Origin of the sequence: Synechococcus sp. H70.1 (assembly GCF_047502705.1) — a bacterium.
Classification (GTDB): Bacteria; Cyanobacteriota; Cyanobacteriia; order Thermostichales; family Thermostichaceae; genus Thermostichus.
Window position 1 is genome coordinate 4,769 of record NZ_JANSIV010000084.1, and the last position, 9,761, is coordinate 14,529.

The following is a 9,761-nucleotide window of genomic DNA, read 5'->3' on the forward strand; positions in this document are numbered from 1 at the left end:
GGGCTTCCCGCTGATTAAGCTAAAGCAACGTCATGAGCACCTATCAACACCTCCACACCGCCCTTTGGGTTAGCGATCTGGCCAGGGCCGAGCATTTCTACGCAACTGTGCTCGGGCTCCCCAAGGCAGAGCGGTTTCCCTTTAACTTTCCTGGCGCTTGGTACCAGGTGGGGTCTTCGCAGATTCATTTGATCGTCCCTGAGGAGCCGCTTGACCAAGGGCAGCAAGCCAGTCGTGGCAGCAAGGCGAAGTGGGGGCGCCTTCCCCATGTGGCCCTGGGAGTGGAAGATCTGGAGGCGGTAAAGGCCCGCCTGCTGCAGGCAGGCTATGAGGTGCAGCTCAGCGCTTCCGGGCGGGCGGCTGTGTTTGTTCGGGATCCCGACGGGAATGTGATCGAGCTGAGCTCCATAAGCCCCCCTCAGCCATGACCGCCATGCCAGAGCCCTCTTTGCCCCAGCCAAGCAGCCTCCTCCGCTCCTTTGACCCGGCCACCGCCTTGGTCAGCTCGGCGCAGATGCGGCGTCTTGAGGAGGAGATCTTCGCTGCCGGCATGCCCGTGGCCGCCCTGATGGAGAAGGTGGGGCTGGCCGCCTTTGCCCAGTTGCAGCAGGATTTTCCCCAGGTGCAGCGGATTGGCATCCTCTGCGGCACGGGGCACAATGGCGGCGACGGCTTGGTGGTTGGGCGAGAGCTGCGGCTAGCCCAAAAGGAGGTGAAGGTTTGGTTGGGGAAGCCGGATCTCAAGCCCCTAACCGCTAACCACGCCCGCTACCTCAGGGCGCTGGGGGCGGAGTTTGTGGAGCGGGTGGAGGCGTTGGCCGACTGCGATCTGCTCATTGACGCCCTCTTTGGCATTGGCCTAAACCGGCCCCTGGGGGATCCCTGGGCGGGGGCGGTGGAATGGGCCAACGGCAGCGGCATTCCCATCCTCAGCCTGGACTTGCCCTCCGGCCTCAACGACCAGACAGGCGAGATCTGGGGCTGCTGCATCCGCGCCAGCCACACCTATGCCCTGGGCCTCTGGAAACGGGGCCTGTGGCAGGAGGCGGCTCTGCCCTGGGTAGGACGGCTGCATCGCCTTGATTTTGGCATCCCCCCTTGGGTCTGCCTAGCAGGGGCGGTTCCCCAGCTATTGCTGAACCCTTGGCCCCATTTTCCCCCTGACCCACCTTTGGATACCCACAAATATCGCCAGGGATCCCTGCTAGTGGTCGCAGGGTCGGCGGCCTATGCCGGGGCGGCGGCGTTGGCCGGGCTGGGATCCCGCGCCAGTGGCGTGGGCATGGTAACCCTGGCGGTGCCGGCGGAATTGAAGGGGCTCATCCACAGCACTTTGCCGGAAGTCTTGGTTCACCCCTGGGAAGGGATCCCGGCTCTGCCGCCGCTGGGCGAAAAACCTTTCCAGGCGGTGGCAGTGGGGCCCGGCCTAGGAGAAACCCGCCGGCGACTGCTGGAGAGCTTGCTGCAGGATTGGGCCGGGATCCCTTGGGTTATCGACGCCGATGGCCTCAATGCCCTGGCGGAGATGGGGGTGGAGCGCTTGCAAGAAAACGGGATCCAAGCCATCCTCACCCCCCACCTGGGGGAATTTCGCCGGCTTTTTCCAGGGATCCCGCTTGCGGATCGCATGGAGGCAGCCCAGAGAGCAGCAGCCCAGAGTAGAGCGGTGGTGGTTTTAAAGGGAGCACGGACGGTCATCGCCTCTCCTACGGGGGAATGCTGGGTCAACCCGGAGAGCACACCGGCTTTGGCCCGCGGTGGCAGCGGCGATGTCCTAACTGGCTTAATCGGCGGCCTGGTGGCGCGCAGAAGGGCCCAACTGGGTCAGTCGATGGGGATCGCGGAGCTGCTCAGTTGTGCCTGTGCTGGAGTGTGGTGGCACGCCCAAGCCGCTATCCAGCTGGCGGGGGAGCGGGGTCTAACAGGGGTGGATCCGGCCCACCTAGGGGAGTACCTGCCCAAAGCGCTAAGTCGGCTTAAGGTTGCAGGAACCCCAGGGCTAGCCCCAAGAAAATGAACAGGCCAAACCCAATCCGGTAGACGATAAACAGCCAGGTGCTGCTGCGCTGCAAAAATCGAATGAGCCAATCGATGGACCAGTAGGAGAAAACAAAGGCCGAGAGCGTCCCCAACCCCTGCGACAGCAGTGCCTCTGCCCTGAACTCGGCGATAAATTCCTCCACCCCGGCCAAAAAGAGGGCCGGGATCCCTAGCAAAAAGGAGTAGCGGGCGGCAGCCGAGCGCTGCAAATCCAGCAACAGAGCCGCTGTCAGCGTCACACCGGAGCGGGATACCCCTGGAATCAACGCCAAAGCCTGGGCCAGCCCTACCCAGAGCCCATCCCAAATGCCCAGGCTGTGCAGATCTCGCCGGCGTTTCCCCACCCGTTCCGCCCAGCCCAAAGCCAGTGCCAAGCCAATGGCGGCAGTAGCAATCACCCCCAACTGGCGGGGCGGGGATCCCCAAATGGCCTTGACGGCCCACCCGGCAACCCCAATTGGCAACGTCCCCACCAGGATCCCTATGAGCAGCCGCCAAGACTCCTGCTGGAAATCTCGCTCCTGCCAAGCCTTCCAGGAGCCAAGGAGCACCTGGCGCAGATCAGAGGCAAAGTAGATCAACACTGCCCCCAAGCTGCCCAACTGGATTACCGCCGCAAAGGAAGCGCCTGCATCTGGCCAGCCCAGCAAAGCCGGAACCACCCGCAGGTGCGCCGTGCTGCTAATGGGCAGAAACTCGGTGATCCCCTGCACCATGCCCAAGAGCAGGGCCTGCCACCAGTTGGGATACCAGGTGTCGGCTAGGACCAAAGACAACCTCTCCCTGGATGCCAGGCTACCGTTCGCCCCCAGCTCCTCTTTGGATCCCTTGAGGTTGTTGAAGCCAGAGGCAGCGGCCATTAGAAGGTAAGCCGCTCCGGATCGTCGATGGTGATGAGCCAGTTGCCCACCTTGCGGAAGAGCGGATTGGGCTCTGTCCCCTTTACCCGCGCTTCTACCCGGTAGATGCCGGCAGCGGAAGGATTGCGCACATTGGAGAGCACCAAGCGGATCTCCTGGCCGGCGGCAATGGGCTGACGGGCCACCACCTCCAAGGAGCGAAACTCCTCGTCCCAATACACTTCCGCCAGCTCCACTGGCTTCCCCTCCACCTCTAGGCGCACATTCTGGGGATCGATGACGGCATCAAAGTTCCTGTCCCCACTAATTAGAACTTCTGCTACCGCCACGTCCTGCGGTGGGATCGTCAGGCGATAGCGATCCAGCCGACCACGAATGCCGCGAAAATCCAGCCGATAGCTGAGGACAGGTACCCCCTCGCTGCCCGTGATGACAAAGCCCGACTGCCCCACTGCTGGACGGGACAGCAGCAGGGATCCCACTACACCTGCCACCGCCATCCCCAGCCGCACCCAGCCAAAAAGCTGCCAGCACTTTGCCCCTCTCACCACCCAAACCTCCCCAAACACGTCAGCGCCTCAGAGCTCTGCAATCGCTAGCGACTCAGCAAGCAGCAGAACCGTATCCAAAACACCCTCCATTCTAAATGGGTGGGATCCCCGCTCAGGACCCAACAGAGTGCGGGGGTGCGCAGTTTTTCCCAGCCACCAGAACCTTGCAGTCCTGATGCTCTGCCACGTCCAGGAGCTGGTGGGAGGGTGGGAGGATCACTTAAAGAAACTAAGTACTCCCACCCCGATTACCATCAGCACCCAGAGCAGGGATCCCACCAAAAGGACATTCTTGGCCCGGCTCCAGTCGCTGGCTGAGCTAAGGAGCACTGGCACTGCCACCACCAGGAGCAAGCTGTAGAGCACCAACACCAACAGAGCAATTTGGAAAATGAGCATCATCTTTACGGATCCCTCACAAAAGTCTTGTCTTAGATAAAGGCTCCCGACAACAGCGGGCTGCCCAAGCCGGGCCGGCTTGCTGCGCACCGGCGGCAGGAGAGAAAGGATAACGCTCTGACTATACCAAAACTGGGATCCCTCTCGCCGGGGCAGCTGATGGATAAACTACCTAGATACAGACTGCATTCGGAAAGGGTTAAAGTCGGTTGCCACGTCAAAGTAGTCTTCCTGTTCCTGTTGCTTTAGCCAGCCGGTGATGGCGTAGGTCAGGGGCGTACAGACTGCCTCAACGGCACACTTGAACACGTAGTTGGAGACAATGAGGCTCATCAGACCGGGAAACACCCCCCAGAAGGCGATGAGAATAAACAGGCCCGTATCCACCGCCTGGCCCACCAACGTGGAGCTGATGGTGCGTGTCCACAGCCAGCGTCCCCGCGTCCACACCTTCAGGCGGGCCAGCACATAGGCATTGGCAAAGCTGCCGCTCCAGTAGGCAATAAGGCTGGCCAGTACAATGCGCGGGGTAAGGCCGAGAATCTGGTTGTAGGCTTCCTGGTAGGGCCAATCGGGGGCTGCCGGCAGGGATCCCACGATCATCAAGGTTACCGACATCAGGGCCGCTGAGAAAAACCCCAACCAGATCACCCGCCGCGAGCGGGCATAGCCATAGACCTCCGTGAGGATGTCGCCGAAAATGTAGCTGAGGGGAAAGAGAATAGTGCCGCCATCAAAGGTAAACGGCCCCAAAAGCACGATCTTGGCCGAGGCGATGTTGGAAATGAGCAGCACAGCCACAAACAGGGCCGTCACCGCATCCAGGTGCCGGTAGGCGCGCTCCAAGCCTTGCTCAGACATCAGGATCCCCCTAGCAGTTTACGAATATGCCGCAACTCCTTGACGATCAGGGCCAAGCCCTGACTGTGCCGTTCCACTTCGCTAGTGAGTTTACGGATCTGCTCTTCTAGACTAGCGCTGTGGGCTTCCTGACGGTCTAGGCGCTGGCTGAGGTTGACAAGCCGCGTCACCACCTCCCGCTGGATGAGGTTTTCCGTGCCTTGGATGAGCAGGGTCTCGATGGCGGTGAGCTTGTTCAAGAGCAACTGGGTGTTGGTTTCCGACCCCGGCTCTGGTGCCGCCTCAGGGGTCACCCGCAAGGCCTTTTGAATTTGGGCCAGAAGGGCTTCCGCCTCAAAGGGCTTTTCAATGAAGTCAAAATCGACAAAAGGCTCAGGGATGCGGGCTGTTACCTGCTCTTTCATCCCTGACATCATAATGACAGGGGTGTTTTTCAGGCTCTCCTCCCGCCGGATGGCCTGCAAGGTCTCGTAGCCATCCATGTTGGGCATGACGAAATCCAGCAAGATGAGATCGGGATGGTGCTTTTTGGCAACCTCCAAGCCCGTCAGGCCATCTTTAGCCTCCAGCACCTGGAATTGATCGGCCAAGATCCCAGCCACCATCTTGCGGATCATGATGCTGTCGTCAATGACCAACACCGTCTTGGCTGTCATGCTCGGGCGCTCCCTTTTCCCAATCTGCTCGACTTGCTCAGCCTCTTCCCCCAGGGCATTAGGCAGTGGAGACGTCTTTCCTGGGACACCAATAGAGTACTCTCCCTGCTAAAGAAGTGGGGTGGGACTAGCAATTCGCCGGCTCTCCCAAGGCCCAGAACTTGCCGGTTTCGCACCGCTGCCTTGCTATAATCTAACGTAAACAAACATTAAGCATTCGCACCTTGCAGGGTTATGAGCCTACAGTTAAGCTCCGAGCTGTCGCTGCCAATCCCATCGCCAGTTGGAGAGGCAGCCTACCGTGCCTTTCAGTGGAGCAAAAACCTCTTCGGCTTTGTCCACAAGGCTCTCTCCACGCAGGCTTCCGAGCTGATGCTCTCTGCCCTTAGGGAGTTGCAGAGCTTTGTCTCCGGCAAGCCCCTGCCGCCGCGGGAGCGGGTAAAGGTCAGCGCAGCTACTTTGCAGGAGTTGCGGGCTCGTTACGAACGGCTGCTCCAGGTCGATTGGCAAGATGCCGAGGCAGGTTACTACCCTCACGCGCTTCTCTTTGACAACCCCTGGCTGGACTTTGCTCGCTATTACCCAGCCGTGTGGTTGGAACTGCCCCAGATTACCCGACGGGTCCACAGTCGGCGCTACCAGGAGTTTTCTCCAGACATCTCCACAGAGGGCTACCCGAAATACTACCTGCAGAATTTCCACTACCAAACCAACGGCTACCTGAGCGATCGCTCGGCTGAGCTCTACGACCTCCAGGTGGAGCTGCTGTTTGGGGGCACGGCGGATGCCATGCGGCGACGGGTAATCCGGCTGCTCAAGGATGCCCTCGATCCTGCTCTATCTGCTCCCCACATTCTCGATGTGGCTTGTGGTACGGGGCGCACGCTGCGCCTTTTGCGGGGAGCTCTGCCCAAAGCGGCGCTGTACGGTCTGGATCTTTCCCCTGCCTATCTGCGCAAGGCCAACCGCCTGTTGCAGGAGTTGCCTGGGGAGCTGCCCCAGCTCATCCGCGCCAACGCTGAGGCTATGCCCTATGCCGACGCCACCTTTGATGCGGTTGTCAGTGTGTTTCTCTTCCACGAGCTGCCCGGCCCGGCCCGGCAAAATGTCATCAACGAGATGAGCCGCGTGGTGAAGCCGGGGAGCGTCATTGTCATCTGCGACTCGGTGCAACTCTTGGATTCGCCGGAGCTGGAGGAGACGATGGAAGCTTTTGCGCAAACCTTCCACGAACCCTACTACCGAGACTACATCCGCGACGACCTGGGGGCGCGTCTGCAGCAGGCAGGCTGTGAGGTGCTGCGCCGGGAAACCCACTACGTCAGCACTTATATCCTAGCCCGTAAGAGTTGAGCGCCCTTGCCAAAAGCGAGGAAGAGGGGAGTCGCAGTTGTCTGTCTGAAGTATAGTAGTAGCAGACACGAAACCTGGGATAAAAAGCTAGGCCACTGGCTGCAAGGCGGTTAAAATCCCCTTTTAGGCTCATGTCTCCTCCGTATGGCTCCCTCCGTGCTGGCATCACTGCGCTGAAGCAGGAGCGCTACCTAGAAGCGATCAACCTTCTTGAGTCTTTTTGCTACTGCTGTTCGATTCAAGGGAGCTCACCCCGCCGGAAGGAGCGTAGAGACTCCAGGCTAAACTCCGAGGAATGTGCTCTGGCGCGAGTGGCTCTGATTATGGCCTATCAGGGCAGTGGCGACCTGGAGCGCTCGACTGCCCTCTGCCAGGAACTGTTGGAGCAGGGGGAAACCCCTTCAACTCCCCTCTGGGCACGGGAGTGGGCAGCCCAAGCTCTAGCTACCCTCAAGCAGGCGGCAGAACATCCTATGCCCCCTGAGGAGGTAATGGCGCGGCTGCCTGCCCTCCAGCAGTTGGAAGCCTGCCAGCCCTGCTGGAGCTCTCGCGACCCGGCCCCCCATTTGCTTAAGTCCGCCACCTGATTGCGCATGTCTGCCACTGAGCCCACTACCTACCACTTCATTGTTGCCAGTTTGGATTTTTTGCGGTCTGAACCTCTAGAGGAGGTGCTGGAAGAGCGTCGCCGACACTACGAGGAGCACCATCGCCCCATCGATTTCTTTTGGGTGCCCCAGCCGGCTTTCATGGAAGCTCCTGAGTTCAAGCCGCTGCGCCACAAGTTGAAGGAGCCGCTGGGAGCAGTGGTCTCGACCAATGAGGATTTCATCCGTTGGCTGGCGCTGCGCCTCACTTTTGTGGAAAAGGGCAGCTTTGTAGCCCCCAGCGAGTCGATTCCAGATCCCTTGCGCTCCCTATCGTTTTCAGAAAGCTGATAGCCTTTCCCTACCCTCGCCTTAGCGGCTTGCTCAGAGGGAAGACGCAACCTGGGCGGCCAGGGGTAAGCTCCCCTGGAGGGGAAGCCAGTTTGATTGCAGGCTAGGTCAAGATTTAAGATTAGGGCACCTCTCCCAATCCAGTAGCGGTAATGCTGGGGCGCGGCAGGGAAAACCAAGGCGGGGGAGAGGGATATGCTGAACGGGGGCACCATGACTTTGGAGCAACGATGGGACTGGCCACCAGAGGAGGTAGAGGTCTGCCACCGGACTTCTCATCTTCGGGATCTTCCTTCCCCATTTCCTTCAACTGAGGTGCTGAAGTCAGAGGCCCCCCCACTTGAGCCGCCGGCAAGTCCCCCCTCTGGCTCGCTGAAGTGTTCGTCGGGGGATCCCTTGCCAGAGCCCCCTCCCCAGGATCCCAAAGAGGACAGCCAAGCGGATTCCCCTTTCTCAGGGACAGGCCTGGGAAACTTTGCTGCCGTCCTGCGTCGACCCAATTTCCTGCTGCTGTGGATGGGGCAGGTGTTTTCCCAGTTGGCCGACAAGGTGTTGTTGGTGCTGCTGATTGGGGTGATCTCGAAGCAGTTTCAGCCAGAGGGGGCTTCCATCAGCGGCTGGGTGGCGGCGGTTATGCTGGCTTTTACGCTGCCGGCGGTGCTGTTGGGCAGTCTGGCAGGGGTGTTTGTGGATCGCTGGCCCAAAAAAGCGGTCTTGGTGCTCTCCAACGTACTGCGCGGCCTCCTGGTGTTGCTGTTGCCGCCGCTGCTCTGGCTCACCGCCGGGCGCGACCTTTGGCCAGGGATCCCTTTGGGCTTTGGCAGCCTGTTGCTGGTGAGCTTTGCCGTCTCTGTCTTGACCCAGTTTTTTGCTCCTGCCGAACAGGCCACTCTGCCGCTGATCCTGCCTAGGCGGGAGCTGTTGGCGGCCAACTCCCTCTACACCACGACGATGATGGCTTCGCTGATCGTCGGCTTTGCCATTGGCGAACCCCTATTAACGCTGGCGGATCGCTGGGTGCACACTTGGCTGCCTGGCTGGGACGTGGGACCGGAGCTGGTGGTGGGGGGAGCCTACCTGTTGGCGGGATCCCTGCTCCTGCTGCTGCAACCCCACGAGAGGCTAGAGCCCCGGCCTTGGCAGGCTCCCCATCTCTGGGAAGATCTCAAGCTGGGCCTGCAATATATCGGGCAAATGCCCTTGATCCGCGCGGCCCTGCTGCAAATGGTGGTGCTCTACTCGCTGTTTGCGGCGCTGGCAGTCTTGGCGGTGCGCATGGCCGAGGTGACGGCGGAGCTGGAGGCAGATCAGTTTGGGGTGTTGCTGGCGGCTGCCGGCCTGGGCATGGCCATTGGCGCCTTTTGGGTGGGGCATACGGGCCGGCAGGTGAGCCGTCGCGCCTGGAGTGGGCTGGGATCCCTGTTGCTGTGTCTGTCCTTGGCGGCTTTGTCCTGGACGGAGGGGAAGCTGTTTCCCAGCTTGGCTTGGATTGTCCTGCTGGGCTGTGGAGGGGCGTTGGTGGCGGTGCCCATGCAAACCTTGCTCCAGGAGGAGACCCCCGAACATCTGCGCGGCAAGGTTTTTGGACTGCAGAACAATGCGGTCAACATTGCTCTCAGTTTGCCGCTGGTTTTGGCGGGGGTGGCAGAAACGTATTTCGGCCTTGCCTGGACGTTTCTCGGCCTGGCAGCCCTGACCGGGTCGGCGGGGCTGTACCTCTGGGGTCTGCTGGGCAGAGAGGGGCACAGATAAGTTTTTCTGCTGGATAGCTGCGGCGTAGGGCTGGGTATCTGTCAATGCCTTGTCGGTCTAGGTTTCTCCCCTGAGAGGGGAGCAGCGGGCCGACGTGGGAGGTGAGTCTGCTACCCTTATAGAGGCTTTGAATCGCACATCCTGTTGCAGATCAGCGTTCTGGCGCCGTAGGGATCCGCCCATGCACATCGCCTGGATAGGCAAGAAGGCACCTTTCTGTGGCAACGTCACCTATAGCCGTGAGGTGACCAACGGCCTTTTGGAGCGGGGACATCAGGTGAGCTTTTTCCATTTCACCAACGAAAGCCCCTCCCCCAGCCTGGAGGCCCCTGCTGTAGAGGGATCCCGTCG

11 protein-coding genes are annotated in these 9,761 nt (G+C 60.5%); 6 read left to right on the forward strand and 5 right to left on the reverse strand.

What is annotated here, in order from left to right; genetic code table 11:
* Positions 1 to 32: 32 nt before the first annotated feature.
* Together NW827_RS06280 and NW827_RS06285 are read left to right on the forward strand one after the other, a co-directional pair.
* Complete coding sequence (locus tag NW827_RS06280; RefSeq protein WP_414403210.1) at positions 33 to 428, forward strand: VOC family protein; 396 nt, start codon at positions 33 to 35, stop codon at positions 426 to 428.
* A gap of 5 nt (positions 429 to 433) precedes the next feature.
* Complete coding sequence (locus tag NW827_RS06285) at positions 434 to 2,017, forward strand: NAD(P)H-hydrate dehydratase (RefSeq protein ID WP_414403209.1); 1,584 nt, start codon at positions 434 to 436, stop codon at positions 2,015 to 2,017.
* On the opposite strand, the gene NW827_RS06290 is transcribed toward NW827_RS06285, so the two are convergent.
* From NW827_RS06290 to NW827_RS06310, 5 genes are all read right to left on the reverse strand, one after another.
* The gene (locus NW827_RS06290) at positions 1,977 to 2,810 is read right to left on the reverse strand and encodes an undecaprenyl-diphosphate phosphatase (protein WP_414360031.1); all 834 of its coding nucleotides are present in this window, start codon (positions 2,808 to 2,810) and stop codon (positions 1,977 to 1,979) included. The two genes, NW827_RS06285 and NW827_RS06290, sit on opposite strands and share 41 nt — an antisense overlap.
* 89 nt (positions 2,811 to 2,899) lie before the next feature.
* Positions 2,900 to 3,469, reverse strand: coding sequence for a DUF2808 domain-containing protein (locus NW827_RS06295; protein ID WP_414403208.1), 570 nt, complete (start codon positions 3,467 to 3,469; stop codon positions 2,900 to 2,902).
* A 198-nt stretch (positions 3,470 to 3,667) separates the two neighbouring features.
* Positions 3,668 to 3,853, reverse strand: coding sequence for a photosystem II reaction center protein PsbZ (gene psbZ, locus NW827_RS06300; RefSeq protein WP_414359399.1), 186 nt, complete (start codon positions 3,851 to 3,853; stop codon positions 3,668 to 3,670).
* Positions 3,854 to 4,018: 165 nt separating this feature from the next.
* Positions 4,019 to 4,711, reverse strand: coding sequence for a queuosine precursor transporter (locus tag NW827_RS06305; protein WP_414403207.1), 693 nt, complete (start codon positions 4,709 to 4,711; stop codon positions 4,019 to 4,021).
* Entirely contained in the window at positions 4,711 to 5,367 is a 657-nt protein-coding gene (locus tag NW827_RS06310) for a response regulator (RefSeq protein WP_414359402.1), read from the reverse strand. Before NW827_RS06310 ends, NW827_RS06305 begins: the two co-directional genes overlap by 1 nt.
* A gap of 234 nt (positions 5,368 to 5,601) precedes the next feature.
* Between NW827_RS06310 and NW827_RS06315 the strand changes: the two genes are divergently transcribed.
* The 4 genes from NW827_RS06315 to NW827_RS06330 all read left to right on the forward strand — a co-directional run bounded on the left by NW827_RS06315 (position 5,602) and on the right by NW827_RS06330 (position 9,410).
* A complete protein-coding gene (locus tag NW827_RS06315; protein ID WP_414403206.1) occupies positions 5,602 to 6,720 on the forward strand; it encodes a class I SAM-dependent methyltransferase in 1,119 nt (372 codons plus the stop codon).
* A gap of 311 nt (positions 6,721 to 7,031) precedes the next feature.
* Positions 7,032 to 7,307 carry a hypothetical protein gene (locus NW827_RS06320; RefSeq protein WP_414359405.1) on the forward strand — a complete coding sequence of 92 codons (276 nt, stop codon included), beginning with the start codon at positions 7,032 to 7,034 and terminating at the stop codon, positions 7,305 to 7,307.
* Between the two features lie 6 nt (positions 7,308 to 7,313).
* The gene (locus tag NW827_RS06325) at positions 7,314 to 7,658 is read left to right on the forward strand and encodes an MgPME-cyclase complex family protein (protein WP_414359407.1); all 345 of its coding nucleotides are present in this window, start codon (positions 7,314 to 7,316) and stop codon (positions 7,656 to 7,658) included.
* Positions 7,659 to 8,054: 396 nt separating this feature from the next.
* Positions 8,055 to 9,410 carry an MFS transporter gene (locus NW827_RS06330; protein WP_414403205.1) on the forward strand — a complete coding sequence of 452 codons (1,356 nt, stop codon included), beginning with the start codon at positions 8,055 to 8,057 and terminating at the stop codon, positions 9,408 to 9,410.
* Positions 9,411 to 9,761 lie beyond the last annotated feature (351 nt).